Genomic DNA, 26420 nt, shown 5'->3' on the forward strand with positions numbered 1-26420 from the left:
CATGTCATATGTTTATATAAACACACAAGAGACGTCCTGTTTCCTTGGGGGAGATCACGATGAATATCCGTATTCCTGTATTGGCTGCGTCCGTTGTATTACTCAGCAGTCCTGTGCTGGCCAACGACCTCACCTACACCAGCCAAACCCTCACCCCTGAGGCCGCCATGCAGGTGGTGCAAGGGGCCATGAAATCCTGCCGCGATAGTGGTTATCAGGTTACCGTTGCGGTCACCGATCGCACCGGTGTGCCCATTGCCCTGATGCGTGATCGCTATGCGGGTGCACACACCACCGAAGCCGCCACGCGCAAAGCTTATACCGCAGCCAACTTTCGCATGGATACTGTCGACCTGGCTCAATCCACTGATGCTGGGCAGCCGACCTCGGGTATTCGCTTTGTTGGCCAGTTGCTGGCACTGGGGGGTGGCTTGCCCATCCAGGCAGCTGGTGCTGTGGTGGGTGGGGTTGGGGTGTCAGGTGCGCCTGGCGGCGACCTCGATCGCGCTTGCGCGCAAGCAGGTATCGATGTGATTCAGGATGATCTGGATTTTTGATTTAGATCAATGCTTAAAGGCAAATTTACTTTACGTCAAGCCTGAATTTGGGGTAATTTCCCTGATTTATTGCGTTTAATTATTAGCTTATTCTCAAATGATATATCGTCATTAAGTGGAGAATAGCGTGACGCGTCGTCAGGACACAAGATCGGTGCCGCTGGGCCGCCTGCAAAAGGCACCTGAGAATTTCGTGCCCTCCGATCTCGCTACGGAAATCAGCCGCAAGGGTCTGGATGACGCTCGGCGAGGTTTTCTCAAACGCAGTTTCATGGCTGCCGCCGCCGGTTTTGCCAGCGTGCCGGCGCTGGCCCACGCTGCCAGCGCCGCCCAAGGGGATCCCATGATCCTCGAGCCACGCCCCTGGAGTACCCAACTGGGTAACCCGGTGGCCTACCAACCCTATGGTCAGCCCTCACCCTACGAGGCCAATTTGCAGCGCCGGCAGTCGCCTGGCCTGACACAAACCGATCAGGCCTCGGTGGCCTTTGCGCCGCTCCAGGGTTTTTTTGGCATCATCACCCCGTCGGGGCTGCACTTCGAGCGGCATCACCAGGGCTGGGTCAATGTTGATCCCGAACAGCATCGCCTGATGATCAATGGCATGGTCAAGGAAGCCAAGGTGTACACCATGGACGACCTGATGCGCTTGCCGGCGGTGTCGCGCATGCATTTCATCGAGTGCGGTGCCAACACGGGCATGGAGTGGGGCAACAGCGCAGTGCCTACTGTCCAGTACACCCATGGCATGCTGTCCTGTTGCGAATTCACGGGCGTGCCGCTCAAGGTGTTGCTCGACGACTGTGGTGCAGACATCAAAAATGCACGCTATGTGCTGGCAGAAGGCAACGACGGCTCCAGCATGACGCGCACCATCAATATGGATAACGCCCTGGATGACGTGCTGGTTGCCTGGGGGATGAACGGCGAAATGCTGCGCCCCGAAAACGGCTATCCGTTGCGCCTGGTGGTGCCAGGTGTGCAAGGGGTGTCGTGGGTCAAGTGGCTGCGCCGCATCGAAGTCGGCGACAAGCCCTGGGCCACCAAAGACGAAGCCGTGCACTACGTCGATATGATGCCCGACGGCATTCATCGCCAGTACACCTCCATCCAAGAGTGCAAATCCGTCATTACCTCGCCCTCTGGGGGGCAGGTGATGATGGGCAAGGGGTTCTATAACGTCAGCGGCCTGGCCTGGTCTGGCCGCGGCAAGATCAAGCAGGTGGATGTGTCCTTCGACGGCGGACGCAACTGGAAACCTGCCCGGCTTGAGACCCCCGTGCTCGACAAATGCCTTACTCGTTTCAACATCGACTGGGTCTGGGACGGTTCGCCTGTCATCCTTCAAAGCCGTGCCACCGACAGCACGGGCTTTGTGCAACCGCGTTATCACCAGTTGCGCGAGGTTCGTGGCTCCCGATCCATCTATCACAACAACGCCATTCAATCTTGGAAAGTCGCTGAAACCGGGGAGGTCTTCAATGTTCAGATGGACTAGGCAAGCGGCATGGGCCTGTGCACTGGCTGGGGTCTTTTCCTCTCCGCTGATGGCCGCCGAATCCGTACATCCAGATTTCAATCTGGGCCGTGCAGCAACGGCGGCAGAACTGCAGGCCTGGGATATTGATGTCCGGCCTGATTTCAAAGGGCTGCCCGAGGGCAGCGGCACAGTCGACCAGGGTTTGGATATCTGGGAATCCACTTGTGCCACCTGTCATGGCTCTTTTGGCGAGAAAAACACCGTGTTTACGCCGCTGGTGGGCGGCACCACGCCTGAAGACATCGAAACAGGGCATGTTGCGTCGTTGGTAAAGGGCGGGCAACCGTCGCGCACCACCTTCATGAAAGTGCCCACGGTTTCTACCCTATGGGATTATATCCATCGGGCCATGCCCTGGGACAATCCAAAATCGCTCAAAACCGACGAAGTCTATGCAGTACTGGCGTATCTGCTTAATCTGGCTGAAGTCGTTCCTTCCGATTTCACCCTGTCAAATAAAAACATAGCAGAAGTCCAGGAAAAAATGCCCAATCGCAATGGTATGAAGCGCTGGGATGGGCTATGGAATGTCGATGGCAAGCCAGACACGCACAACACGGCCTGCATGAAAGACTGCGACACCACTGGAAAGCCTTCGTCCGAGCTTCCGCACCTGGCACGGGATGCCCATGGTGATCTGGCTGCGCAGATGCGTATTGTGGGGCCTGTGCGTGGTGTGGATTCTATCGAGCCGGTCCTCAAGGGCACGCTTGCAGAGAACGTCGAAGCGGCGCGCGCGCATGCACGCACCACCTTGGCCGATGCCTCGAAGGCTGGTGCGGGCCAGCCTGCTGATGCCGCTGCTCCTACGCCCGAGCGCATCAGTACGCTGCTCTCCGACAACGGCTGTGTTGCCTGTCACGCTCGCGACAAAAAGGTTCTGGGGCCTTCGTTTGTGGCAGTTGCCGATAAATACAACGGTGATGAGGCGGCCGTGGGCAAGCTGATCACCAAAATACAAAAGGGTGGATCCGGCGTATGGGGCGCAATCCCCATGCCCCCGCATCCCAATGTTACTGACGCAGAGGCTCGCGAACTGGTCGAGTGGATACTCACCAATACGTCCAAGTGATACCCATTCGGGGTGCCATTCTTGACCACGACAATAAGGTCGTTTTACTTAACCAATAGGGGAATTCTAATGAATCAACAGCGTAGGACCGTGCTCAAGCTCGGTACGATTCTGGGGCTGGCCGTCAGCGCCGGCATTTTGCGGCCCGAAGAAGCCCTGGCTGCCCAGGCCCAATGGAACGAAAAGGCTTTCACAGCCACCGATATCAAGGGTGCGGTTGCAGGCCTGGGCGGCGATACTGCTTCTGAAAGCGACAAAATCAATCTCGAGGCCCCGGACATCGCTGAAAACGGCGCCGTAGTGCCTATCGTCATCAGCTCGGATCTGCCGGAAGTCACGCAGATCTCGATCCTGGTGCCCAAAAACCCCAACACGCTGACCGCCAGTTTTGATATCCCCGAAGGCACGCTGCCGTATGTGTCTACGCGGATCAAGATGGGTGGTACCTCGGATGTGTACGCGTTGGTGAAGTCCCAGGGCAAGTTCTACACCGCGCACAAAGAGATCAAGGTCACGCTGGGCGGCTGCGGCGGCTGATCGCCTTCGCACGCAACATACCCATACCTACAGATTCAATTTATCAAGGAAAGCATCATGGCAGGCAGACCAATGCGCATTCGCGCAACCAAAACCGACGACCACACCGAAGTCAAGGTTCTCATGAGCCACATCATGGAAACCGGCCAGCGCAAGGATTCCGAAGGCAAGGTTATTCCAGCTCACTTTATCGATCTCGTCGAAGCCAAATGGAACGACAAGGTTGTGCTTAACGCGCAATGGGGTCCGGCAGTGTCGCGCGACCCATTCCTCTCCTTCCGCTTCAAGGGTGGCGAGAAAGGTGATGCTGTGACGGTGTCCTGGAAAGACAACAAAGGTGATGAACGCAGTGACTCGGTCAAAATCCGTTAACCCTGCGCACCTTGGGTTTTGAAGCATAAATAAATTCATCACGGAGGCGGGAGACATGAGAATGAAGCCAATCCGTGTAGCGGTCATGGGGTTATTCCTTACCGTTGCACTCCCTGTTTCGGCGATTGCCGCAGACAGCGCCGCAGACGGCATTGCACAGTATCGGGAGATGTTGGGCGAGGGCGGCAACCCGGCAGATCTGATTGTCATGAATGGCGAGGAGCTCTGGAAAGAAGCCAAGGGGCCTAAAAAGGCATCCCTGGAACAATGTGATCTCGGTATGGGCGCAGGTGTGGTTAAAGACGCCTATGCGCATATGCCGCGTTATTTCAAGGACGCAGATCAAGTTATGGATCTTGAATCCAGGCTGGTGTATTGCATGGTCAATCTTCAGGGCCGAGATCGCGCTGAAGTCATCAAAAAGCCGTTTTCGGGTCGGTCCGACTACGAAACTGAAATTGAGGCATTGGTTGGCTATGTTGTCGCCCAATCCAAGGGTACGGCCATCAAGGTTCCCCAAGACCATCCCAAAGAGAAAGCAGCCTACGAGCGCGGCAAGCAGATTTTCTACTTTCGCGGTGGCCCCTATGACTTCTCCTGCGCGTCGTGTCACGGGGTAGACAATCAGCGGATTCGTCTGCAAGACCTCCCCAATCTCACCGAGACCGGCCCAGCCCGGGCGGCATATACCAGTTGGCCTGCTTATCGCGTGTCTCAAGGGGCTTTGCGCACCATGCAATGGCGCCTTAACGATTGCTTCCGCCAACAGCGGATGCCAGTCCTGAAATACGGCTCACAAGCGTCAGTCGACTTGCTTACCTTCCTGGCCGTCAAGGCAGATGGTGGCGAAATGGCTGCCCCTGGCCTCAAACGATAAGCGGAGGATTTCATGAAAAAAATCATTCTTGTCCCTCTTGCGCTCATGGCCAGTTTGTCATTTGTGTCGGCCAGCGCAGTGGCCGACCAGGTTACGGGCACCTCGCCTGAAGACGTCCAAAAGGTGCTTGAGGCATCGTTTAGCGCCAAGAACGACGTCAAGCTGGATCGGCTGGATCAGTCGCCAATGCAAGCCATGTGCTCCAAGGCAGAGATGACCAAAACACCTCTGACAGACGAGCAAATCAAGAAAATCACCACGGCGGCGCTGGCCTCGGTGAAGCCGCCGGCCGATGGCAAGTATCTGGGTGACTGGAAAGCCGGCGAGAAACTGGCCCAGTCCGGCAAGGGTATGCAGTTTACGGACAAACCTGGCAAGCCTAACGGTGGCAATTGTTTTGCCTGCCACCAGATGACGAAAGCCGAGCTTGCCTTTGGCACGATTGGCCCGTCGTTGCTGCATTACGGCAAAATCCGCGGCAATTCCGAGGCAGTCGTCAAATACACATGGGCCAAGATTTATAACTCCCATGCGTACTCGGCCTGCTCTGTGATGCCGCGGTTTGGTGCTGCGGGCATTCTCACCGAAACCCAGATCAAGGATGCCATGGCGTTCCTGCTGGATCTCGACTCACCCGTCAACAAGGACTAACCGCAGCATTGTGTTTGGTCGCCTGGCTTGTTTATCCGGGCCAGGCGTTTCAACGACCACACGGGTTGGGTAGAAACATGCGAAACCCAAAAATAATTTTGGCTGTCCTGTCAGTGTTATCTCTGGCAGTGATGCCCCTGCAGTCCGTTTCTGCGGCTGGCGCGACGGTGGGAGACATCGTCGACATCCCGGCAGTGCAGCTGCTGGACGGAACCCAACTGCCTCCCGGGCATTTTCGTGGTGTGCCCGTTGTCGTTGAATACTGGGCTTCGTGGTGTCCCTTTTGCGCCCGGCAAAATCCCTATGTGCAAAAGCTCTACGAACGCGCCAAAGGCTCCAAGCTTGCCATCCTGACTGTCACTATCGACAAACAGGCCGCCCCGGCCCGGGAATACATGCAAAAGCATGGCTATACGTTTCCTGTGGCACTTGAAACCCCCGCCTTGCGGGATGTGTTTGGCAAGACCAAGACCATTCCCAAGATTATCGTGGTCCAGCCCGATGGGAAGGTTGCTGAAATTATCCCCGGAGAAATGTTCGAAGAGGATGTCCTTAACCTCATCAAATATGCCGGGAAGCCCACCTCTGAAGATTAAGTGTATTTTTTATGATCAATCGTCGCGAATTTCTACAGGTATTGTCCGTGGCAGCCGCCAGCGGAATGGTGTTCTCCCGTCAGGCCAGCGCAGCCGAGAAAGCGGCAGAGAAATTCTATGATTCTCCGCGTTTTGGCAACGTGCACTTCTTGCACTTTACCGATTGTCATGCCCAGTTGCGGCCCATTTATTTTCGCGAGCCCAGTGTCAATATTGGTTTGGCTGGTGCCTTTAACCGCCCGCCGCACCTGGTGGGCCAGTATTTCCTCGAACATTACGGGATCGCACCGGATTCCGCTGAGGCCTACGCGTTTACCTGTCTCGACTTCGAAGACGGGGCCAAGCAATATGGCAAGGTGGGCGGCTTTGCACACATGGCTACGCTTATCAAGCGCCTGAAAGCCAGCCGCCCAGGGGCGCTGGTGCTGGATGGCGGTGACACCTGGCAGGGTTCTGCCACTGCGTTGTGGACCAAAGGCCAGGATATGGTGGATGCCTCTTTGGCCCTGGGCGTGGACATCATGACCGGCCACTGGGAGTTCACCCTGGGTGCCGATCGTGTGCAAGAGATCATCGACAATGATTTCAAAGGCAAGATCGATTTCATTGCCCAAAATGTGCAAACCTCGGATTTTGGTGATCCGGTTTTCCCCTCTTACTCGATGCGCGAGATGAACGGTGTGAAGGTGGCCGTGATTGGCCAGGCTTTCCCGTACACCCCGATTGCCAACCCTGGCTATATGGTGCCCGATTGGACATTTGGCATCCAGGAAAGCCAGTTGCAAGCCACCGTGGATGAAGTTCGCAAAAAAGGCGCCCAGGCAGTGGTGCTGCTGTCGCACAACGGCATGGATGTCGATCTCAAACTGGCCTCGCGCGTCACGGGCCTGGATGCGATTTTGGGTGGCCACACGCACGATGGCGTGCCCAAGCCGGTGGTGGTTGAAAACCCCAGCGGTAAGACACTGGTTACCAATGCAGGTAGCAATTCCAAGTTTCTGGGCGTGCTTGATTTTGATGTCAAGAACGGCAAGGTAGCTGATTTTTCCTATACCCTGATGCCAGTGTTCTCCAACTTCCTGGAGGCCGATCCCGAGATGGCTGCGCTGGTAGACAAGATTCGCTCGCCGTTTGCCGACAAGCTGGCCGAAAGCCTGGCTGTCACCGACGAACTTCTGTATCGCCGGGGTAATTTCAATGGCACCTTCGATCAGGTCATCCTGGATGCGCTGCTGGCCGAGAAAGACGCTGAAATCGCTTTTTCGCCAGGTTTCCGTTGGGGAACCAGCCTGTTGCCGGGCGCCCACATCACCATGGAAAACCTGATGGATCAAACCGCCATCACGTATCCCTACACTACCCTTACCGAAATGCCGGGTTCGCAGGTCAAGGTTATCCTTGAAGACGTGGCTGATAATCTTTTCAATCCAGACCCCTACTATCAGCAAGGCGGCGACATGGTGCGCGTGGGTGGCCTCGAATACACCATCGACCCCAAGGCCGACGCTGGCAAGCGCATCAGCGAGATGATGCTCAATGGCAAGCCGATTGATGCTGATAAAACTTACAAGGTTGCCGGCTGGGCGCCGGTGGCGGCCAAGGGCGACGGCGAGCCCGTCTGGGATGTGGTGGCCCGCTATCTGCGAGACCGCAAAACGATTGGCGCAGTGAAGCTCAACGAGCCCAAGGTCAGGGGCCTAGAGGGTAACCACGGCGTTCTCTAATACCAACCGACCCCCAAGGAGGATCCTTCATGAAACACTCATTATCCGTATTGGCACTGACATTGGGTCTGGCTGTGGGTGGCACTTCAGGCAGTGCGATGGCACAGGACAAAGTGGCAAGTGCCAAGCAGGACGTCACGCCCAAGGTGGTGTATCACATCAACGATGCCGAGACGCAAGCCCTTGCTGCTTTGCGCAATATGCGCAATCAGCTGGATACCGCGCCCAATACCCAGATTGTTGCGATTGCCCATGCAGATGGGATCGAGTTTTTGGAAACAGACTATAAGGATGCCAAAACCGTGGGGCCGCTGATTGCTGGTTTGGCGGCGCGCGGGGTGCATTTCGAAGTCTGCGAGATCACCATGAGCCGCAAAAAGCAGACACCGGATGATTTCGTCATGGAAGCCGAGTTTGTACCCTCGGGGGTTGTTCGTCTTACCGAGCTTCAGCAACAGGAAGGCTACGCGTACATCAAGCCGTGAGCCAACCATGAATCAGCCAACAGGTAGCCTGATCATGTGACTCGCGCATTGGGGATGTGTGAGTCCTGATCTCTGTGCGAGTCATCGCACTTATTTACAGGGGGAATCATCATGACTCAGCAACTCGATCGCAGAAATTTTCTGAAACTCAGCGGTGCTGCTTTAGCAGCAGGCTCCGGGGGTGCGGCGACTGTCGCGATGGGGCAGGCATCAGCTGCCCCGGCCGTGCAGGCCTCGCGCATGGCGGACCTTCCCAAGGCCAAGGGCCCGCGCCTGGTGGTGGTGGGTGGCGGCACCTCTGGCCTTACCGTGGCCAAGTATGCCAAGAAAGAAAACCCTGATTTTGATGTGGTGCTGGTAGAGCGGCGTGATATGTATTCGTCGTGCTTTTCCAGCAATCTCTGGTATGCGGGCCTGATCAATCTAGAGTTTCTGGCCAACCATAGTTTTTTGGATGCGGCAGTCAACAACCACTACATCTACTTCAATGCCACGGTGACGGGGCTGGATCGCGACAGCAAAACGCTGCTCACCAGCCAGGGCGATATCCGCTACGATTTTCTGGTGCTGGCGCCGGGGATTTCATACGACTACGAAAAAATTGGGGTTGATGACGTTGGTGTGCAAACAGACTTGCACTTACGCTATCCAGGTGGCTTTGTGTCGCCTACCGAGCACATCACCATCCATCGCAAGGTGCGTGAATTCGAAGGCGGCACGTTTATCCAGACGGTGCCCAGCGGCAATTACCGCTGCCTGCCCGCCCCCTACGAGCGCGCCTGCATGATTGCCGCCATGATCAAGAAAAACAAGCTCAAGGGCAAAGTGATCATCCTGGATGCCAACCCCGAGATCACCATCAAGGCTGAGGGTTTTCATTCTGCTTTTGATGAGCTCTATAAAGACATCATCGAGTACGTGCCCCAGATGGCCGTCAAGGGGGTAGACCCCTATAAACGCAAGATTGAAACTGATTTTGATACCTACGATTTTGACGATGCCGCCATTTATCCCAATGTACGGGCCTCCACACTGATCGAGCACCTGGGCCTGATGGCACCCAGCACCAAATCCAATCAAAAAGAGGCAAATATCGACACGCGGTTCTATCAGTACGTTGACGATCCCCACGTGTATGTCTCGGGAGACTCGCGCCCGCATCCGTATTCCAAGAGCGCCAACACCTCCAACACCGAGGCCCATTATGTGGCCAAAGTGCTGGCCGCACGGGCCGCGGGTAAAGAGATCTCCTGGCAGTCTCCCGAAACCATCTGTTATTCGGTGGTTAATGCTGATCCTATGCAGGCGATTTCGGTGGATGCCCATTATGTTTATGATCCCGAAAAAGATGTGATCACGGGATTCTCGGACGACACCAAGGTGTATCTGGATCGTGACGAAGCAAAGGGACAAGGGGCGCTTGAGTGGGCGCGTGGTCTTTACCGGGATATGTTCAAGGCTTGATAAGGCGATAGATGGATCGCAGGCAATTTACAAAGTTGTGTGCAGGGGTGGCATGCGCTCATAGTCTGACGGCATGGGCAGCGTCTATGCAGACGTATGGCCCCACGTTGTTGGTGGACGCTGCTGGCCAGCCCCTTAAAGCATCTGATGTCCAGGCGGATGAGGCCATGGTATTTGCCTACCCTTACCAGGGCGTGCCTTGTTATCTCATCAATCTGGGCCAGTATGCAGCGCAGCAGGTTTCGCTTACTGCGCCTGACGGCAGCGCGTACCAAAGCCCCCAAGGTGTAGGGCCCAACCAGAGTCTGGTGGCCTTTGTGGCCATTTGCACGCATCAGCTCACCTATCCCACGCCAAGGATCAGTTTGTTGCGGTATGCTTCGTCGTCAAGTGAAATTGCCCAACAAGCCAAGCGCATTGTGTGCTGTGCCCATGGCAGTGTGTTTGATCCTGTCCAAGGGGCCAGGCAAGTGGCAGGGCCCGCGCCCAATGCCCTGATGCCGGTGATGCTCAGCCATGATACCGACACAGATCAGCTGACGGCCACAGGCACGGTCGGCGAAGACTTTTTTCAGCGGTTTTTTAAAGCTTACAAGGGTGATCTGATCGAACGCTTTGGGCCGGGTGGGTATCGTCAACCTGTGTCTGCACATACCCGGACGATTCCTTTAAGCCAGTTTTCTGCCCAGGTGCCTGCGTGTTGAAAGGGTGCTTGTGTGCCGCCATGCCCGGATTAACAGGTAATCATTATTCTGATAGAATAGCGGACTTCGCCCATAAATAAGTGGTGTGGATTAGGACAGGTGGCCGAGCGGTTGAAGGCGCACGCCTGGAAAGCGTGTATACGTTTATAGCGTATCGGGGGTTCGAATCCCCCCTTGTCCGCCAAGAATTATTTTAAGTTGCTGATTATTAAATAAAAAAATGCAGCTTGAATATGTAACCCCACGCATGGCCCCACTTGATCGCATGACTCAAGTACTGTTGTTTATTTGAGATGTCAAAAAAAAACCCACCTTACAGGCGGGTTTCTCCCACTACTTTAGACACAGTAACGTACTAGTATTCCTCGTAATTTCCGGTTTTCCCGCAATACTTGTTCCATTGAGCGTTAGAAGTATAGGATTTCCCGTCGACTATGACTGTGCCTTCGCGGTTATAGCCACCAAAACCGTTTTTTGCCCGGTATAAGTAACACAGCGCGCCGTTGTCCAGGTTTACTGCTTTCCATTCCCACTGCAAAGAGTCAGGATCACGAAGCGATTGTTTTATAGCCATCTCGCCGAAGCTTATTGCGTAAAGCCTAGCTTTGGCAGCCGCTTTCTCGGTGTCTTCTTTCGTTTTGGCGGCTAGTTTCTTTAGCCGTTCTTCCTCTTTAGCCTTCGTAGTCTCGGCGGTATCGGTCGATGGTGTGTCGGGAGCGGCGGCGATTTTTGCGGCTTCTGTCTGACCGGTCATTTTCGACGGTTTGTCTGATGTTAGGCCACTGATGACGCCCGGCAAAACAAAAAACATAACAAGCCAGAACCACACGCGCTTGTAAATGGGTTTCTTTGGTTTGTCGCTCAAAATGTTTCCCTTCGTATCTTGGTGATTCTGGATTTTTCAGTTTACCACTTCAAAATTTATAGCATCTGGATCGGTTGTCGGTCTAGAGGCGGAACATGCGTCTATTGGTCACGATACACAGCGCACCAAAGCGTTACGACAGAGGGGGCGCGATGCTGTGCAGCACGGGCCTCGAAAGTCTCCAGGTCTTCATCCGGAAGCCTGTCTATGCGGCCACTATCACAGGTGAAGGCAATGATCTCATCGGCAGCATAGGGGTCTAGCATGATGAAAATGTTGTGCAGCGGCTTTGCTACGCATTGGGTGCGCTCAAGTGCTTGCAGGCGTAGCTCTATGCGTTTTGGCATGATTATCACGCGTCCAATAGTTTTTGTACCACTTGGTTTAATGCGACCTGATAGGCATCACGTTCATCGGGAGTGGCAGGGCGCCACCCATCGCTGCCTACTGGAAATACGACATCAGCAATTTCCAATGCCAAGCTGTTTCCTTCAATAAAGCGAATCTTTGGTCTGCGGTTTTCCCGCCTTGGTCGCAAGGCCTCCAGTACAGCGATCCGTTTCCGTACTGAGGCTTTCATGTTAATCATTCGCTTTCTGAGCAACCTCTAAGGCGCTGATACGCTGCTCGATGTCGCTTGTTTCGATGGTTTGGCGGAGTATGTTCAATACATAGGCTAATTTTGTGCCGTCTGCGGGCGGTGTCTGCCCTGTCCTCATGCTTCGATACAGGCGCGCCAATTCTCGGCGCACGTCGAGCGCGGTAGATAGCGGTAATCGAAGGCGCCGGGGGTGGGTAGGTTCAGGCCCTAATACTTCCCATTCGGGGCTTTGCGGGGTTTCGTTTGTGTCTTTATCGGCCATGTTTCAGATTCCAGATAGCATATTTCAGGTGCTTAACGGGGTATTGGGGGAATGTGGGGTTTATTTCCGTCCCTTCTATAAATGTGTCATTGGCAGTTTTCATGCGAAGGGTTGGGAAATACCCCCCAAACCCCCGAAACCCCATCTATACAGTGCGTACTACCCAACTATGGCCGTGTTTTATGTTTCGTTCTGCTTGATCCAGGCGCAGCCCGGCTACTACGCGGCCACGATGACGGCGCAGCCAGCCCGAGAAATAACGGGTCTCAAACTCGCCACGGCCACGCGGTGGAATGCCAACATCAGAAAGCGCGTCGCGTAGTGCCATTTCGTCTTCGCTTCGATGGGTGTTGCTATCGCGCATCAGGTCAGCTAGGTCTTTGACGTGCACTGCCCGCGATCCATACCAGGTGTGCCATGCCTCTAACACAGCGATATGTTGCGCGTGGTGTGGGTCTTCTGCTTTCGACAGTTTCAGCACCTCCAGCAGGTCAGCCATCGGTGCGGGTGCCAGCCCTTCATGCACTAGCCAGCAAATGCACTGCCTTACAAGGCGTTCCCACTCGTTGAAGCTGCCAAAGCCACCGCCCCCGATAGCAGGCGCTCCAGCGGCCTGATATGACATCAGCACGGCCAGCAGGTCGGCGCGGTAGGCGTGAAGCTTTCCACGGATCATTTTGCGCGGGTCAAACGAGAAGCGGCGGGCTTCGGGTGCTTCGCTGTTGGCGTCCAGCGTCACGGGCAGTACGCGTCGAAATAAGTCCCCGCCTGGGCTTACGTTGTTTCCGTTCAGCACGATCAGGGCGCGGTTCTGCACGCTTCGTACTTCCGATTTACCCAAAATACGGCCTTCGGGTTCGGCACTGGTCAGCATGGCGCACAATGCCGCGCTTTCGATAACGCCGGTCAGGTTGTCCATTACCAGCCCGGCTCGGCCAGTCAGCAGCGAAGCAAACAGGCGCTTTTCTATTTCTTCGGGGTTGCTCTCGGGTAGCGGCAGCGCGGCCATCGGCGCCCCCGCCACCAGCATCAGACATTCTGATAACAGGGTTTTACCCGTACCCGGCGCATAGGCGCGGATCAACCAGCCCGGCGCAGTAGGCAGCGTTGCCCGGCATACCGTTGTCAACAGCCCGGCCAGAAATACAGCGCGGCTCAAGTTTCCATCAAAAGGAAATTCAGCGAAGGGTTCCCATATACGGGCCAAAGCCTCCCGTAGCGCCTCACTAGCAAGGGGGCGCGGTGTCTGTCGCTCCGGGAAATTGTCCAGGTATAGCAGTTCGGTAGGGGCATCAAAGCCGGGGCGTTGAATCACGCTACCATCGGGGCGCATCACTGGGAACGTCACAATACCCGCCACTTTCGGCAGCCCCCAATCACCACGGGCAGCCATGACACGCGCGGCCAGGTCTTGCGGGCAGTCGGTCGGTTGCCATGTTGGCGGGTTGGCGCGTCGGTCAAACGTCTGGAATTGAAAGCACTGCTCAAGGTGGGTTCTAAGCCATGGCAGCTCAACCAGAACCAGCACACCATCGGCCAGTCTTACCAGTTGCCCGGCGCGCTCGAATACCTCACCATCACAGCGCAGGCGCTCCAGCACGGCTGCCACCGCGCGCGGTGAATCTCCGCGAGCCAGTTTCAGAACGCTGGCAGGTCGCAACAAGCTATAACGCTGTCCGCCGTGGGCGTGTGAATACAGGTAAGGGCGCCCCCCGCTTCGCAGATTAAGCCATGCAATACGCTGATCTTTGCCAAGCCCTAGCGGATCGGCGAAGCGTTCCCCGTGCCATCGGTCGGGATCGTCCAGCAGTTCGCCCACGGTCACACGTTGCCCCCTTCGGTGCGTCAGTTCAAAGTCACCCCATAGGCGGTAATCAGTCACAGCAGCCCGCAGGCGCTCGGCCTTTTCTTCGCGTTCGTTTTCGCTCAGGGTTGCCGGTAAGGCCGCCACACGTTCAGCCACCCATGCTTCGCGCGCGTCGTGCTGTTCAAATAGCAGCGCGCCATCATCACGGGCAACGGCTTTTATTTCTTGCAGCCGTGCAGCTTCTGTGGGTGTCAGGGGGGCTATGGCCTGGGCGGTGTCTAGCGGCAAGGCATCGCCGTTTATTGCCTCTGGGGCGGGGCGCTGTGCCGCAAGCGGTGGCACGGTCACGGGGGCGGCGGCGAAGTCCAGGCGGCAGGGTTGCCATACGGCGGCATCAATTAACGCGCGTTCTAGCAGCGTACCGGCTCGGCTTATGTCATAGCGGCCATGCCCGGCCAGCCATAGCCGGTCAAATAGTGCCTTGCCCGCTCTGGGTATATCGCGGGCATCCGTTACCAGGACATACAGCCTTTGCCCTCGCAGGCCGGTTATTTCTTCGCCGGTCTCACTGTTAAAGATATAACTTGATCCAGACGGCCCCCAAACCATCGGGGCGGCGGCCATCGCGGGGCAGGCTTCGCATAGTGCAGCCAGCAGGGCGTTACGGTTTAGCGGGACACCAGCGGGGGCGGGGTCATAGTCCAGCATTAACCAGCCAGTAGTGGCAGGCCATCGGAAATGTTCGTTATCGCGCGCTATGCTACCCGGTGCAGCCTCGGGTAATTTTTTTTGAGTAACGATAGGGTGCGGCTGCCCATCGGCAGGTATGCCAAATGTCAGGGCCTGGGTTGTTTGCAAGCCTTGCAGCAGTTCGACCATTTCCGCCGGGGAATCAATCGTAACGGGCTCTGCCATGCCATCGGTCATGTGCCCGGCTTGTTCTTTTTTCGGCTGCCCGTTAACTATGTGCCACTGTTTCGTTAGGCGCTGGGCAGAAGTAATAATCGTGACATTCATGCTTGCACCTCTGCCGGTTCGCTTGCCAGTGAATATAAGGCGCAGCCGTGATGCTGGAACCCGTCGCGGTCGGTCAGCGTGATTCGTTCCGTTATGATTTCGTAACCCATGCGGCGCAGTTCGATAATGCGGGCCGGTGCCTGATAGCAGCCCATACGGCGCAGGTCATAGGATGTTTTCGGGCCGGTGCGTAAAGCGTCAATGATCCGCAGCCTTTGGGCTTCGCTGGCTGTCGATACCGGGGTAAAATGGCCTTGGTCTTTGGCGCTCTCACTGCTCTTTGTGGTGGGGGCGTTTTTCATTGTTTGCCCTCCTGTTTCCAGCAGTTAGGGCTAGCAAGCCAGGCGCGGATTTCCTCGACACGAAACCCTACGCTATTTGGGCCAAGGCGAACGGGAGCGGGGAAAGTTCCGTTTTTGATCCAGCGATAGATCGTCGGCTTTGATTTGGTGGTGACGGCGCAAACCGTGCGAATTGGCGTGAAGCCAATGGGTGGCAGGTGAATAGCAAGTGCTTCCATAGCATCAGTTCCTTACTTGCGCGAGTTATGCGCGGATCAAGGCGGGCCGATGATGCCCTGATACCGCGCAAACCGCGTTAAATCGGCTTGATGCTATGTTTGCTTATGTAGGACGCCGTTAAAATTACTAGTGCGTCGCAGCGGCTAGCCTTTACGTCGCAGCGGCTAACTTGGGTTTGGGAATGTTCCTTAATGCTTTTCTGGCTGTGGAGAATGACATTCCTATACCAGCACACTCCTGCTCTGCACAGAGATCTCTAGAACTGTATTTTCCAGTAGCCCAAATTTCCTGTATTTTTCTCCGCTTTTCGCGGTTCCCCCTTGGCTTATCGTGTCCCACATTGGCGGACTTTCTGGCTTTCTCGCTTCTGTCGTATTTCACTTTTGTTAGTTCGGCGGTTACGCGGTGATATGCAGTGTCTGACGCAAATCTCAACATCATCTGCATGACTGCGCCGGGGTATATATACGGCTCGTTGTAAGAAGATTCTAAGAACGCATCAAAGGCGGCAGCGGGGTCACCATCGCTGTCTAGCGCCCCCTTCAGGACGGCCAGTAAGCGTTCGGCCTGCTCGGTCGCTTCATTTCGTACTAATTTATGTATTTGGTTCCATGCAAGTGTTACTGGGAACTTTCTACCAAAGTATTCGCTCATCCTGCATTCCTTATCTGAATTACGTTTTCGGTTGTTCGCCCCATAACGTGATCGGCCCATGACTGCATTAACTTAGTGCGGGCTGTAAGGCGGTCGGTACGTTCGTAGGCGGCTTGAACCTTGTTGCCTATGGTGTGTGCCAAGCTACGTTCTGCCAGATCAGTGCTTACGCCATGATCAGCGCACCAGTTGCGGAAACTTGCTCTAAACCCGTGGGCGGTTGCGATCCGGCCCTGTATGTCGCTGCTTGCTTGTGCTTTGCGTAGCAGACTGGTCAGCGCCATATCGGATAGTTCGCCCCCACGCAGGGCAGGAAAAACTAGAGCGTCAGGGGCGGGCGTTTCATCGCCTTGCAGATTACGAAGCAAGGCCTGGGCGTCATCGGACAACGGGACACGGTGCGGCTGCTTTGCTTTCATGCGTATTGCCGGAATAATCCAAAGTTGGCCGTTCAGATCAAATTCCTGCCAGGTAGCCCCTCGAACCTCACCAGATCGTGCGGCGGTCAGGATGGTAAACAGTAATGCCGCGCGTGATCCCCATACCGGCGGGCGGTTCAGGTGTTCTCGAACAAATACCGGGATGTCTTTCCATGGCATCGCCGGATGGTGTCTTATTTGTGCCGCTTCTTTTTTATTGGATAGGGGCAGCAGCGCCCCCACGTCATCAAGCGGGTTTACGACGATGAACTTCCGGGCGCGGCAAGCGGCCATAACGGCGCTGCAGCGCATTTTTACCCTCTTTGCCGTTTCAGGTATGGTCAGCCAGATCGGCGCCAGTGCATCGCCGAAATGTGCGACCTGCAGGTGATCCACACGAATACCGCCGATAGTCGGGAATATGTGTTGTTCAAGACTGGATATCCATTGAGCCTTGTGCTTGTCGTTTCGGAAGCCCGGCGCCAGAAGTGCCCAGTGATCCCTTGCCGCCTGTTCAAAGGTTGGGATTTTGCGTTGGGTTTGACGCGCTAGAATCGGGTCGATCCCGTCTTGTATCTGTTCGCGGGCTGCTAAGGCTTTTTCAATAGCGCGGGCTACGCCAGTATCGGGAAATGAACCCAGACCCATGTCCCGACGCTTGCCGGTAACTGGGGATACATACCGAATGATCCACTTACCTTTGCCGCGATCCGATCCGGGGAACAAATACAAACCTGTTACGCCCCCCGGTATAGGCTTGTCTCCGGGCTTAATGGCCCTTGCCGTTCTGTCTGTTATATAACCCATCATCCGGCCCCACACGTTTGCATAGATTGGATGATACTGTCTGATACTCGCTAAGTCATTAACTAATTGATATTTATAATGTATTGTTTTCTGCTGATACTCGGTGATTCTATGAAACGGCAGACCCCTTGTCCGCCAATGATTAAAATCCCTGCAAACAGCGTGTTTGCAGGGGTTTTGTTTTGGGGTTCCACCCCATGTACGGGTATCGGCCTTTATCAGAAGTCATTACCGTGCCAGTGAAGCGGGATTGTTGGCCCACACAGTAATGACTGGTTACACTGACTCCACAATCGATGCTTTGAACGGCTAGGACCTTCGAGAATATGGACTGGTCTAACGGTATTATCCAATTGCCGCCACATTGCCATCTTCCAACTATGGTCATGTACCTTTCAATGGCCACGCCGTTCGCAAACCAAGATGATGCCGAATTCAACAAAATGGGGGCGGTCACTGCCGGCGGAGATACGATATTTACACCGGTTCAGGTTTCAGATACTCACTACGCTTTTGTTCCGGGCCCAGAGTTTTGCCCAAGGCTTTATCGAGGTCAAAGTACTGATTATGGAACATGCAAGGCAGGCTTGTTTCGTAAAAGCATCAAGTATGGTGATCTGATTTTTTGGAAAATTAAGCAGATTGAGTTGCTGGCCTTGATTGAGCGCCATCCGGCGGCTCTTGAGATGTCCAAGTATTGGACTATCAGCGGGCTCAGGCTTCAAATGAGTTTGAATGCCATGGCGCAGCATTATGGCCACAAAACGGACATTGTTGATCTAACTCGGTCACGCAACGTTGCCATGTTCTTCGCCACACATAGGTTTACACATGATGCCTGGATACCTGCAGTCGGGCAAAAAGCCGTCCTCTACACCATTGACCTCGCTAAATTGGTGTCCCACCATCCCGGCCTCTTTCCTATTGGAATCGAACCATTCTCTAGGCCATACGCACAACGGGCATTTGGTCTACAGTTAGGCATGGCGGATGATTTAGCCAAGCTGGCTGGTGTCGCGGCGGAAAATTTTACGGTTACGCCCGAGATTGCTAGCGAGACTCTGCAGCATGTCGGCGGAATTACAGGCTTATTTCCACGTGACCCTTTTGAAATACTAATCGACGAACAAACTGCGCGACGCAGTGTCCACCTAGACTCGATAGGACGGGCGTATATCATGAGTCAGATGCCCACCGGTCTGAGCTATGGTGACGTTGAGCGGCACCTAAAAGAAGCAGGGTACAGTATTTCCCGAGCGCCCATGAAGCTACCCAGTAGTGACTTACTTGCAGAGGCACAGGTGCACTGGCAAGAACTCCGTCAGAAGTTTTGGCAAAGTATCCGTGTCAGAGTTGTAGGTGAGCACATCAATACAGGACGGGTTGCATACTGACAGTATGCCGGGGGTTCGGGGCTAGAAAAAGAGCTTGTCAATCAGGATGCCGAGGATGGGGAAGGTAATTATCTCCTCTAGGACGAGAAGCGAGATTAGACAGCAAGCCCTGGCTGCCAAAGCAACGAATAGTGCAGGAACCCACGCATCAAAGCCTCTCCGGGCACATGAGCGTAGCATTGAACCTCACATCGGCGAGCTCGTAAGTGGTTGTGGTACATCCTAACGGGCATAATACATAGCAAGCTACCTCCCGCATTACCTTTTGATCTAAACCCTCCCATCTATCGCCACGCCATGGAAGATCTGATTCTTTACACCACAGAAGACGGGCGTAGTCAGATCAAGCTGCGGGCGCAGGAGCAGACGGTCTGGTTGACTCAATTGGAGATGGCGGAGCTGTTTGATGCCACGAAACAGAATATCTCCCTTCACCTAAAGAATATCTTTGAGGACGGGGAATTGGGCGCGGATTCAGTTGTCAAGGAATCCTTGACAACTGCTGCTGATGGCAAGCGATACCAGACTCTGCTTTACAACCTTGATGCCATCCTGGCCGTTGGCTACCGGGTGCGTTCGCCACGTGGCGTGCAGTTCCGTCGATGGGCCTCTACCGCACTGAAGGAGTACCTGATCAAGGGCTTTGTGATGGACGACGAGCGGCTGAAGAACCCGGACGGCCGTCCGGATTACTTCGACGAGATGCTGGCGCGCATCCGGGACATCCGTGCTTCCGAGAAACGCTTCTACCAGAAGGTGCGCGACCTCTTTGCGCTCTCCAGTGACTACGACAAGACGGATAAGGCCACGCAGGTTTTCTTTGCCACGGTGCAGAACCTGTTGATCTTTGCTGTGACGCAAAAGACTGCCGCCGAACTCATCACCGCCCGGGCAAATCCGGCCGATTCACATTTCGGCCTGCTTGCCTGGGTGGGTGATGAGGTGCACAAGGCGGATATCGTGGTGGCGAAGAACTACCTGACCGAAGATGAGATTGACACGCTGAACCGGCTGGTGGTGATCTTCCTGGAAACCGCCGAACTGCGAGCCAAGGGCAGGCAGGAGACGCGCATGGCGTTTTGGAAGCTGAATGTGGGTCAGATCATCACGTCCAATGGTTTTCCGTTGCTCTCGCACGCCGGAACGATCAGTCATGAGCAGATGGAAGTGCGCACGGGCGAGCTGTACCTCCAATTTGATCAGGCCCGCAAACGAGCGGAAGCCATTGCGGCCGACCAGCAGGATGAGGCTGACCTCCAAGTGCTGGAAGCCAAAATCAAACGGCGCCTAAAAAAATGACCGAAGCTAACCAAAAACAACTAGGCAACGCCCCCTGGAGCATCTATCGCCAACGCACCGCGCGGGATGATAGGCGTGGATGATTTCTTTGATGTTTGCGTTGGCTTTTTGGCAACCGCGACTTGGCGATGGCGCTTTTGAGACGCCCTTAGCGGCCGGCATCCCACAGCGTTTGCTGAGGCGATTTCTGCTGGTTGTAGGCGGGGTCGTCGGGGAAGCGTCCGTTGTCGTCGGCCCAGAGCACCTGAAAGACGCGGATGGACTCGCCAAACCGGCTGCTGGCCTGGGCTACCCTTTGCTTGAGGACAAACGGCGTGGAGACATCGCGCAGTTGCACCGGGATACGCACGGCCTGCCCTGGCAGGGCCTGGTCGGCCAGCCCGCCGTGTTGGCGGGCATAGGCCACCACGTCAGATATCACATCCATGGCCAGCTGGCTGTCCAGTGTGCCCGTGAGGATAAGCTCGGGGTGTTTGGTGCGGGCCAGGCCGAGGGTGTGGATGAACCACGTGGCTGGATCCATGTCGTCGTCGGAGACGATGAGGTGGGTGTAGTCGTGCCACTTGAGTTTGTCTTCCAGAAAGCCTTGCAGCTTGCTCCGGTTTCTTTCTTCTTCTGATGTGGCCATATGTCTTGATGTGAGGTGGGCAGAGGATAGGCGCTGGCCCCGCGGCCAGCCCCGCCCGTATTATCAGCCCATCCCGGGGACAGTATTGGAGAAGCCGCAGTCGACGTGCAGGATTTCACCGGTGATGCCTGATGCCAGGTCAGACAGCAAGAAGGCGGCCGCGTTGCCGACGTCCTCGATGGTGACGTTACGGCCCAGCGGAGACTGGGATTCGACGTATTTCAGCATGTTGGAAAAATCGCGGATGCCGCTGGCCGCCAGGGTTTTGATGGGGCCGGCCGAGATGCCGTTGGCGCGCAGGCCCTGTTTGCCCATGGATTTGGCCAGGTAACGCACGCTAGCTTCGAGGGAGGCCTTGGCCAGCCCCATCATGTTGTAGTTGGGGATGGCTTTTTCGGCGCCCAGGTAGGTTAGCGTAAGCACCGAGCCCTGGCGCCCTTTAAGCATGGGCAGCGCAGCCTTGGCCAATGCCGGGAAGCTATAGGCCGAGATATCGTGCGCCACGCGGAAGTTTTCGCGTGTCATGCCATCCAGGAAATCGCCCTCCAGGGCGTCACGGGGTGCAAATCCAATCGAGTGCACCAAGCCGTCCAGGCCATCCCAGTGCTGGCCCAACGCGGCAAACGTGGCCTCGATCTGGGCGTCGTCGCCGACATCACAGGGGATGACGATATCGCTGCCCAGATCTTTGGCGAAACCCCGTACGCGATCCTCGAAGCGCTCACCAACATAGGTGAGGGCGAGTTCAGCGCCTTGGGCGCGGCAGGCGTGGGCGATGCCATAAGCGATGGAACGGTTGGACAGTACGCCGGTGATCAGAATGCGTTTGCCGTTGAGAAAACCCATGATGTGTGGTCCTGTGAGTGAGATCAGCCCTGGACGTCCGTGCCAGGTACGCGCAAGCGTTGTCCGGTGGATAGTGCAGAGCCTTTAAGATTATTGAGCTTACGCAGTGCGTCAACCGATGTGTTGTAGCGCCGCGCCAGGGAGTACAGGGTATCGCCCTTGCGGATGGTATGCGTGCGGACACTGGGTGCGCTGGGCCGCAGGCTGGCGGTTTGCTTGGCCGTGCGGGCTTGCTGCACGGTATTGCCCGCTGGCTGCACACTGGCGGTGGCTTCTCCGTTTGGCGTGTACGAGGCCAGTAAAACGCCTGCGTTGTTGGGCGCCACAGGTGTTGGCACCAGCAAAGTGGCAACCTTGGCCCGGGTTTGCTTGGATGACAGATTGTTGGCCTGACGCAGGGCATCCAGCGTGATGTTGTGCGCCTTGGCGATGCTGGCCAGGGACTGGCCCCGCTTTGGATGCACGACCTGCCAGGAGGACAGGCTGCCGGTGTAGGTTTTCAGGTTGTTGTTAAAAACAGCCACTTTATCCAGCGGCAGATGCAGGGCAGGGTTGTGTGCTGCCAAAATGACCGGGCGGTTATAGGATGGGTTTAGTGCACGGAAGTCTTCGACCGGCATTTCGGCCAGGGCTGCCGCCACGGCGATATCCATGTCGCGGCTTTTGTGTACGGTGGTGAAATAGGGGGCGTTGCTAACCTTGGGCAGCAAGATGCCGTATTTCTCGGGGCGGGCGATGATGTTTTTGATGGCCTGCAGCTTGGGTACATAGTTGCGGGTTTCATCGGGCATGTCCAGCTGCGTATAGATGGGCTCGTTGCCCTGGCTGACAGTTTTATCCAGCGCCCTTTTAACCGAGCCTTCACCCCAGTTGTACGACGCTAGCGCAAGGTACCAGTCGCCCTGAAAATCGTACAGGTAGCTCAGGTAATCCAGGGCTGCCTGTGTGGATGCGACGGGATCGCGCCGTTGGTCGCGCCACCAGTCTTGCTGCAAGTTGTAGTGCAGGCCGGTGCTGGGGATAAATTGCCACAGGCCTGAAGCCTTTGAGCGCGACAAGGCGTTGGGATTGTAGGCAGACTCAACAAACGGCAGTAGGGCGAGTTCGGTGGGCAGGCCGCGACGGTTGAGCTCGTCGACGATGTAATACAGATATTTGCCTGCCCGCTGGCTCATGAGCAGCACCGACTGCGGGTGCTCGGCGTAGTAGTCTGTCCAGTAATCGACGCGTTCGCTGTGCAGATTGGGGATGGCAAATCCACGCCGGATGCGGTCCCACATGTCGCGTGGGGGGTGAGTGAGGTCGACTGTGCGGGAGGTGTCCTCTGCCACGTAGGCCTGGCGATCTTTTGAACCCGGTTGGGTGGCGCAGCCAGCCACAAGCAGTAGCAATAGCGGAAATATCAGGCGCAGGATTCTCATGTCTGGATCATCTGAAGTTGTTCTTCCATTCGCGCAGACACGCGAAAACTGTTTCGGGTGTCGTTAATCGGGTGGCAGCGTGCTGGTTGGCAGCTGCCTGGACATCAGGGTGCCAGGTGCGCAGAAACGGGTTGGTTTGCAGCTCCAGGCCCAGACGCGACGGCACAGTAGGCAAGCCTTGTGCGCGCAATTGCGTGGTTTCCTGGGCACGCGTTTGCAGTGCGGTGTTGGCCGGCTCTACTTGTAAGGCCCAGCGGATATTGGGTGCGGTGTACTCATGAGCACAGCACACCAATGTGTCTGGCGCCAAACTTGCGATTTTACTCAAGGATTGCAACATTTGTGCAGGGGTGCCTTCAAACACCCGGCCGCAGCCTGCCGCAAATAGTGTATCGCCACAAAAAACGATGTTGGTGCCGGGGCTGATTTGCCCCGTGTAGGCGATGTGTCCGGCCGTGTGGCCGGGGATATCAAGTACTTTGAACTGCAGGCCGCAGCCCGGCAGCGTGATTTCATCGCCTTCACCCAGCAAGGTATCGCAGCCCGGGATTTTTTCGAGGCGCGGGCCATAGACGTGCGCGCCCGTTAGCTGTTGTAATGCCTGCATCCCACCGGTGTGATCGTGGTGATGATGCGTGATCAGGATGGCTTCCAGCGTGCAGCCCTTGGGCAGCTGCTGCAAAACGGGCCCTGCTTCGCCGGGGTCTACCACGACGGCATGGCCGTTTTTTTGTACCATCCAGATATAGTTGTCGGAGAGTGCCGGGACAGGTGTCAGCGTGGCCGGCGCATCGGTAGACACAGAAAGGGAATTCATGGCAAAGGAGTTAGGGTGGCACCGCATCGCGCAATGCCAATCGAGTTAGCTGAGTGGCTGGACACGCCGGCAGGCCAGTATGTGCGCACCTGGGAGCAACAGCAGGTAGACGCGATGGTCAGCAACGCATTTGGCTATCATGCCATACAAATTGGCCTGCCGCACTGGGATCTGTTGCGGGCCAACCGGATTCCTTACAAAGCCTGGGCGCACAGCCCCGATGCCCCGTTTGGCACGCGGGCGGGGCGCCTGATCTGCCAGCCAGAGCAACTGCCCTTCGATAGCCAAAGCGTGGATCTTATCGTCATGCCGCATACTCTGGAATGGTGCGACGATCCGCACCAGGCACTGCGTGAGGCCGAGCGTGTCTTGATGCCCGAAGGGCGTGTTGTTATGACAGGTTTCAACCCTTACAGTTTATGGGGCCTGCGAGAGTCACTTCCCGGCCTTGCCTTGCAACTGCCTATCCCGGTGCCTTCCCAGGTGGCGCCCTCGCGCCTGAAAGACTGGTTCAAGCTGTTATCCTTCGAGCTCGATCGTGGCCGGTTTGGTTGCTACTCGCCTTTGTGCACCAACCAAACCTGGCTGCAGCGCTGGCGGTTCATGGAGCACGCGGGAGACCGCTGGTGGCCGGCGGGCGGCGCGGTGTACGCCATTGCAGCCGTCAAGCGGCTGACGGGCATCCGGCTGGTGGGGCCCGCCTGGCGTAAGGGCCGGCGGCGGCGCGTTCGGCGCGAGGTCGTGGCCCCAGTGGCTAATCAGGTTGAAGATACAGGACGGTAGTGGCTGGCCAGGCCAGCCCGCCATCCAAATAAGGATTTCATGAGTTTGACAACAGACGCGCCGCAATCTGCGGCGGCACAGACCAATACGGGCGCAACCGACGAGCGTTTGTCCCATGTGGAAATCTGGACGGACGGTGCCTGCAAGGGCAACCCTGGCCCTGGCGGCTGGGGCGCCTTGTTGCGCCAAGGCAAGTTTGAAAAAACCCTGCACGGCGGAGAACCCCTGACCACCAATAACCGGATGGAACTGATGGCGGTGATTCAGGCGTTGCAGGCCCTGAAGCGCCGCTGCGAAGTCACGGTGCATACGGATTCCGTATATGTGCAAAAAGGGATGACGCAGTGGCTGGCCAACTGGAAGCGCCGCGACTGGCACACCGCCGACAAAAAACCGGTTAAAAACGCTGATCTCTGGCAAGCCCTGGACAAGCTGGCTGCCCAGCATGAACTACACTGGCGTTGGGTAAAGGGCCATGCGGGCGACCCCGGCAACGAGCGCGCTGACGCGCTGGCCAACCAGGGCGTCGAATCCATGCACCCACCCTCACCTTAAGTAAAACCTATGCGTCAAATTGTCCTGGATACCGAGACCACCGGCCTGGAGCCTGAGCAAGGCCACCGCGTGGTAGAGCTTGCCTGTATAGAGATCATCAACCGTCGCGTCAGCAAGCAACACCTGCATCTGTACCTGAACCCTGATCGGGACAGCGACCCCGAAGCGTTAAATGTTCATGGCCTGACCACCGAATTTTTGTCTGCACATCCCCGGTTTCCAGAGGTGGCGGGGCAACTGGTGGAGTTTGTGCAGGATGCCGAAGTCATCATTCATAACGCGGCATTTGACGTCAAGTTCTTGAATGCCGAGCTTAAACGTGCCGGGTTGCCCGTGTTTACGGATTTATGCGGCAAGGTCACAGACTCACTGGCTGTGGCGCGCGAGATGTTTCCGGGCAAGCGCAACAATCTGGATGCGCTGTGCGAACGGTTTGGTATTTCCAATGCGCATCGCACCCTGCACGGCGCCTTGCTGGATTCAGAGCTTCTGGGCGAGGTGTGGCTGGCCATGACACGTGGCCAGAACTCGCTGCTGGGGGATCCCTCGGATCGCAACCGGCGCCGCGGCCAGGGGGGCGATTCGTTTGCCGGTACCCGGTTTGACGCCTCGGGCCTTCCCGTCATTACCGTGTCAGACGCTGATCAGCAGGCGCACGAAGCCTATCTGGACGGTCTGGACAAGGCTTCGGGCGGACGCAGCCTGTGGCGAGAGTTGGAAGCGGATGAAACTGCTGACGCTGCCAGCACCGAGAGCCCCTCGGCAGGCTGAGAGCCGGCTTAACGACTGTCTGCGGTTTTTTTAGGTTTCGTGTACAATTTCGGTCTTTCCAGTCGGCTGCCTTTGCGTGTCTTGCGCATCTTCTGGCAGCATCCCGATTGGGCGGTTAGCTCAGTGGTAGAGCACTGCCTTCACACGGCAGGGGTCACAAGTTCGAACCTTGTACCGCCCACCAGATCCTCAAAATAAGAACAAATCTGGGCTCTACCCCATAATCGGGGGATGGGCAGGCTCTACCCCATAATCGGGGGCTCTACCCCATAATCGGGGGATGGGCATTCATCAGACAGGCTCTACCCCATAATCGGGGGATGGGCATTCATCAGACACGGTTAATCACACCGTTCCAGCCGCATTGAGCCAAG

Annotated in this window: 29 protein-coding genes and 2 tRNA genes; 19 read left to right on the forward strand and 12 right to left on the reverse strand. The window is 56.2% G+C overall.

Annotation, left to right across the window (positions count from 1 at the left end):
* Positions 1 to 59 precede the first annotated feature (59 nt).
* The 13 genes from ABS758_RS11215 to ABS758_RS11275 all read left to right on the forward strand — a co-directional run bounded on the left by ABS758_RS11215 (position 60) and on the right by ABS758_RS11275 (position 10763).
* Complete coding sequence (locus ABS758_RS11215; protein ID WP_350382811.1) at positions 60 to 557, forward strand: GlcG/HbpS family heme-binding protein; 498 nt, start codon at positions 60 to 62, stop codon at positions 555 to 557.
* A gap of 127 nt (positions 558 to 684) precedes the next feature.
* Positions 685 to 2055 (forward strand): sulfite dehydrogenase, encoded by a 1371-nt coding sequence (soxC, locus tag ABS758_RS11220; protein WP_350382813.1) that lies wholly within the window; start codon positions 685 to 687, stop codon positions 2053 to 2055.
* Positions 2039 to 3169, forward strand: a complete 1131-nt coding sequence (locus ABS758_RS11225; RefSeq protein WP_350382815.1) for a c-type cytochrome — start codon at positions 2039 to 2041, stop codon at positions 3167 to 3169. The genes soxC and ABS758_RS11225 overlap by 17 nt, the downstream gene beginning before the upstream one ends.
* A gap of 69 nt (positions 3170 to 3238) precedes the next feature.
* Positions 3239 to 3706 carry a thiosulfate oxidation carrier protein SoxY gene (gene soxY, locus ABS758_RS11230; protein ID WP_350382817.1) on the forward strand — a complete coding sequence of 156 codons (468 nt, stop codon included), beginning with the start codon at positions 3239 to 3241 and terminating at the stop codon, positions 3704 to 3706.
* Between the two features lie 57 nt (positions 3707 to 3763).
* Positions 3764 to 4078 (forward strand): thiosulfate oxidation carrier complex protein SoxZ, encoded by a 315-nt coding sequence (gene soxZ, locus ABS758_RS11235; RefSeq protein ID WP_350382818.1) that lies wholly within the window; start codon positions 3764 to 3766, stop codon positions 4076 to 4078.
* A 61-nt stretch (positions 4079 to 4139) separates the two neighbouring features.
* Positions 4140 to 4955: a sulfur oxidation c-type cytochrome SoxA gene (gene soxA, locus ABS758_RS11240; RefSeq protein WP_350382819.1), complete on the forward strand. Its 816-nt coding sequence runs from the start codon at positions 4140 to 4142 to the stop codon at positions 4953 to 4955.
* A 12-nt stretch (positions 4956 to 4967) separates the two neighbouring features.
* Complete coding sequence (gene soxX, locus ABS758_RS11245; RefSeq protein ID WP_350382821.1) at positions 4968 to 5606, forward strand: sulfur oxidation c-type cytochrome SoxX; 639 nt, start codon at positions 4968 to 4970, stop codon at positions 5604 to 5606.
* 77 nt (positions 5607 to 5683) lie between these two features.
* A complete protein-coding gene (locus ABS758_RS11250; RefSeq protein ID WP_350382822.1) occupies positions 5684 to 6202 on the forward strand; it encodes a TlpA family protein disulfide reductase in 519 nt (172 codons plus the stop codon).
* Positions 6203 to 6216: 14 nt separating this feature from the next.
* Positions 6217 to 7926 (forward strand): thiosulfohydrolase SoxB, encoded by a 1710-nt coding sequence (soxB, locus tag ABS758_RS11255; RefSeq protein WP_350382847.1) that lies wholly within the window; start codon positions 6217 to 6219, stop codon positions 7924 to 7926.
* Positions 7927 to 7955: 29 nt separating this feature from the next.
* Positions 7956 to 8411 carry a DsrE family protein gene (locus ABS758_RS11260; RefSeq protein ID WP_350382823.1) on the forward strand — a complete coding sequence of 152 codons (456 nt, stop codon included), beginning with the start codon at positions 7956 to 7958 and terminating at the stop codon, positions 8409 to 8411.
* 111 nt (positions 8412 to 8522) lie between these two features.
* On the forward strand, positions 8523 to 9875 hold the full coding sequence (locus ABS758_RS11265; protein WP_350382824.1) for an FAD-dependent oxidoreductase: 1353 nt from the start codon (positions 8523 to 8525) through the stop codon (positions 9873 to 9875).
* A gap of 86 nt (positions 9876 to 9961) precedes the next feature.
* Positions 9962 to 10579: a Rieske 2Fe-2S domain-containing protein gene (locus ABS758_RS11270; RefSeq protein ID WP_350382825.1), complete on the forward strand. Its 618-nt coding sequence runs from the start codon at positions 9962 to 9964 to the stop codon at positions 10577 to 10579.
* Between the two features lie 93 nt (positions 10580 to 10672).
* Positions 10673 to 10763, forward strand: a tRNA-Ser gene (locus tag ABS758_RS11275).
* Positions 10764 to 10934: 171 nt separating this feature from the next.
* On the opposite strand, the gene ABS758_RS11280 is transcribed toward ABS758_RS11275, so the two are convergent.
* The 8 genes from ABS758_RS11280 to ABS758_RS11315 all read right to left on the reverse strand — a co-directional run bounded on the left by ABS758_RS11280 (position 10935) and on the right by ABS758_RS11315 (position 17535).
* A complete protein-coding gene (locus ABS758_RS11280; RefSeq protein WP_350382826.1) occupies positions 10935 to 11444 on the reverse strand; it encodes a hypothetical protein in 510 nt (169 codons plus the stop codon).
* 352 nt (positions 11445 to 11796) lie between these two features.
* Positions 11797 to 12024, reverse strand: coding sequence for a hypothetical protein (locus ABS758_RS11285; protein ID WP_350382827.1), 228 nt, complete (start codon positions 12022 to 12024; stop codon positions 11797 to 11799).
* 1 nt (position 12025) lies between these two features.
* On the reverse strand, positions 12026 to 12307 hold the full coding sequence (locus ABS758_RS11290) for a hypothetical protein (RefSeq protein ID WP_350382828.1): 282 nt from the start codon (positions 12305 to 12307) through the stop codon (positions 12026 to 12028).
* A 145-nt stretch (positions 12308 to 12452) separates the two neighbouring features.
* Complete coding sequence (locus ABS758_RS11295; RefSeq protein WP_350389084.1) at positions 12453 to 15131, reverse strand: hypothetical protein; 2679 nt, start codon at positions 15129 to 15131, stop codon at positions 12453 to 12455.
* Positions 15128 to 15433, reverse strand: coding sequence for a helix-turn-helix domain-containing protein (locus ABS758_RS11300; RefSeq protein WP_185780775.1), 306 nt, complete (start codon positions 15431 to 15433; stop codon positions 15128 to 15130). Before ABS758_RS11300 ends, ABS758_RS11295 begins: the two co-directional genes overlap by 4 nt.
* On the reverse strand, positions 15430 to 15651 hold the full coding sequence (locus ABS758_RS11305) for a helix-turn-helix transcriptional regulator (protein WP_185780774.1): 222 nt from the start codon (positions 15649 to 15651) through the stop codon (positions 15430 to 15432). Before ABS758_RS11305 ends, ABS758_RS11300 begins: the two co-directional genes overlap by 4 nt.
* A 151-nt stretch (positions 15652 to 15802) precedes the next feature.
* Positions 15803 to 16306 carry a hypothetical protein gene (locus ABS758_RS11310; RefSeq protein WP_185780773.1) on the reverse strand — a complete coding sequence of 168 codons (504 nt, stop codon included), beginning with the start codon at positions 16304 to 16306 and terminating at the stop codon, positions 15803 to 15805.
* Entirely contained in the window at positions 16303 to 17535 is a 1233-nt protein-coding gene (locus tag ABS758_RS11315; protein ID WP_350382831.1) for a tyrosine-type recombinase/integrase, read from the reverse strand. Before ABS758_RS11315 ends, ABS758_RS11310 begins: the two co-directional genes overlap by 4 nt.
* A gap of 323 nt (positions 17536 to 17858) precedes the next feature.
* Here ABS758_RS11315 and ABS758_RS11320 point away from each other — a divergent pair, with 323 nt between their 5' ends.
* Both ABS758_RS11320 and ABS758_RS11325 read left to right on the forward strand, forming a co-directional pair.
* Positions 17859 to 18926, forward strand: a complete 1068-nt coding sequence (locus ABS758_RS11320; RefSeq protein ID WP_350382833.1) for an FRG domain-containing protein — start codon at positions 17859 to 17861, stop codon at positions 18924 to 18926.
* A 297-nt stretch (positions 18927 to 19223) separates the two neighbouring features.
* A complete protein-coding gene (locus ABS758_RS11325) occupies positions 19224 to 20225 on the forward strand; it encodes a virulence RhuM family protein (RefSeq protein ID WP_350382834.1) in 1002 nt (333 codons plus the stop codon).
* A 148-nt stretch (positions 20226 to 20373) separates the two neighbouring features.
* On the opposite strand, the gene ABS758_RS11330 is transcribed toward ABS758_RS11325, so the two are convergent.
* The 4 genes from ABS758_RS11330 to gloB form a co-directional block, all read right to left on the reverse strand.
* Complete coding sequence (locus tag ABS758_RS11330; RefSeq protein ID WP_350382835.1) at positions 20374 to 20853, reverse strand: DUF4262 domain-containing protein; 480 nt, start codon at positions 20851 to 20853, stop codon at positions 20374 to 20376.
* Between the two features lie 63 nt (positions 20854 to 20916).
* Complete coding sequence (fabI, locus tag ABS758_RS11335; RefSeq protein ID WP_350382836.1) at positions 20917 to 21699, reverse strand: enoyl-ACP reductase FabI; 783 nt, start codon at positions 21697 to 21699, stop codon at positions 20917 to 20919.
* Between the two features lie 23 nt (positions 21700 to 21722).
* On the reverse strand, positions 21723 to 23120 hold the full coding sequence (locus ABS758_RS11340) for a transglycosylase SLT domain-containing protein (protein WP_350382837.1): 1398 nt from the start codon (positions 23118 to 23120) through the stop codon (positions 21723 to 21725).
* A 7-nt stretch (positions 23121 to 23127) separates the two neighbouring features.
* Entirely contained in the window at positions 23128 to 23937 is an 810-nt protein-coding gene (gene gloB, locus ABS758_RS11345; protein WP_350382838.1) for a hydroxyacylglutathione hydrolase, read from the reverse strand.
* A 15-nt stretch (positions 23938 to 23952) separates the two neighbouring features.
* Between gloB and ABS758_RS11350 the strand changes: the two genes are divergently transcribed.
* From ABS758_RS11350 to ABS758_RS11365, 4 genes are all read left to right on the forward strand, one after another.
* Positions 23953 to 24720 carry a class I SAM-dependent methyltransferase gene (locus tag ABS758_RS11350; RefSeq protein ID WP_492304505.1) on the forward strand — a complete coding sequence of 256 codons (768 nt, stop codon included), beginning with the start codon at positions 23953 to 23955 and terminating at the stop codon, positions 24718 to 24720.
* A gap of 39 nt (positions 24721 to 24759) precedes the next feature.
* Positions 24760 to 25275, forward strand: a complete 516-nt coding sequence (gene rnhA / locus ABS758_RS11355; protein WP_350382840.1) for a ribonuclease HI — start codon at positions 24760 to 24762, stop codon at positions 25273 to 25275.
* Positions 25276 to 25284: 9 nt separating this feature from the next.
* Positions 25285 to 26046 (forward strand): DNA polymerase III subunit epsilon, encoded by a 762-nt coding sequence (gene dnaQ, locus ABS758_RS11360; RefSeq protein WP_350382841.1) that lies wholly within the window; start codon positions 25285 to 25287, stop codon positions 26044 to 26046.
* 109 nt (positions 26047 to 26155) lie between these two features.
* Positions 26156 to 26230, forward strand: a tRNA-Val gene (locus ABS758_RS11365).
* The last annotated feature ends 190 nt before the right edge of the window (positions 26231 to 26420 follow it).

Origin of the sequence: Castellaniella sp. FW104-7C03 (assembly GCF_040276085.1) — a bacterium.
Lineage (GTDB): Bacteria > Pseudomonadota > Gammaproteobacteria > Burkholderiales > Burkholderiaceae_B > Castellaniella.